This is a genomic window from Maribacter sp., from assembly GCA_020629415.1.
Classification (GTDB): Bacteria; Bacteroidota; Bacteroidia; order Flavobacteriales; family Flavobacteriaceae; genus Maribacter; species Maribacter huludaoensis.
In genome coordinates, this window is record JAHDDL010000073.1 from 6283 (window position 1) to 7527 (window position 1245).

Consider the following 1245-nt stretch of genomic DNA (forward strand, 5'->3'; position numbering starts at 1 on the left):
TGCCCATGTCAAGCTCTTCGCTGGCTTTATTTGATAGACGCAGTCCTAAACCAAAAGCTTGATTCTTTGAAACTTCTTTTTTTATACCAAGCACATGACGCTTAATACTATTAAAAGTATTTTTCCAATCTTGCCCAGGGTGAATATTTGTACAATATGTTAGGTGAAGTTTTTTTTTCAGTTGCATTGCATTTAATTTAATGCGAATTGATGATTAAGTTTAGTAATGGCTTTGGACATTAACTCCATATCAATAGTATGTACGTCGTGCTTTACGCCCAAATCAGAAATAAGGGTTATTGTCAATTGCCCCCCTAAATGCTCTCTAAACTCCTCTATACCGTTTAATAACTGCTCAATATTATCATTGCTCTGCACCGGGAGTGATAAATCAAAACCAATAGCGATCATTACATCCAAAATGTGCTGTAAATCCTCTTCAGAAATCAATCCAACTAACTGCGCATAGGTAACATCTAATGCGATGCCTTTGGCTACAGCTTCACCATGTCTCAACTCATAATTGGTCATGAATTCCATTTTATGTGCAGCCCAATGTCCAAAATCCAGAGGTCTAGACGATCCGGATTCAAATGGGTCTCCACCTTGTGCAATATGATGCATGTGCATTTCGGCACATTTGTAAATAACATACTGCATGGGCTCCATTTCCCTATTTTTTAATGCAACTGCATTATCGGCAATATATTTAAAAAAGGTTTTATCCTTGATCAATGCCACTTTAATGGCTTCGGAAATTCCGGAAATCCAATCGCGCTGTTCTAAGGTTTCAAGAAAATCACTGTCGTTAATTATGGCGAACGGCGGTGCAAATGTTCCTAAAAAATTTTTTTTCTTAAATGCATTTACACTGTTCTTTACCCCTACTGCAGAATCGTTCTGTGATAATACCGTTGTAGGTATTCTTATCAATTTAACGCCTCTATGTGCTATAGCTGCCGCATAACCGACCATATCAATTACAGCACCACCACCAATGACTACCAGAAAAGAATGACGACAAATTTTATTATCGTTTACCCCTTTTAAAACTGTTTCAATAGCCTTATCACTATTCTTTACTTGTTCTCCCCCTGGCAACACTAAAGTGTCGGTATATTTTATAGTTTGCCGGTGTGCTTTACAATAATCTTCAATTTGAGGTATTAAAGAGGGATGATGATGTTTAACCCCTTCATCTAAAACAAATAATATTTTTACAGGTTCAAAATCTTTATAGTCCGC

Annotated in this window: 1 protein-coding gene and 1 pseudogene; both read right to left on the reverse strand. The window is 36.9% G+C overall.

All coding sequences use genetic code 11. The features are described from left to right. Nucleotides 1-187: pseudogene (locus tag QZ657_RS16945) on the reverse strand (xylose isomerase); the annotation flags it as partial. Nucleotides 188-192: 5 nt separating this feature from the next. After that, a partial coding sequence (locus QZ657_RS16950) for a 3-dehydroquinate synthase (protein WP_291968214.1) occupies nucleotides 193-1245 on the reverse strand: 1053 nt, incomplete at its 5' end.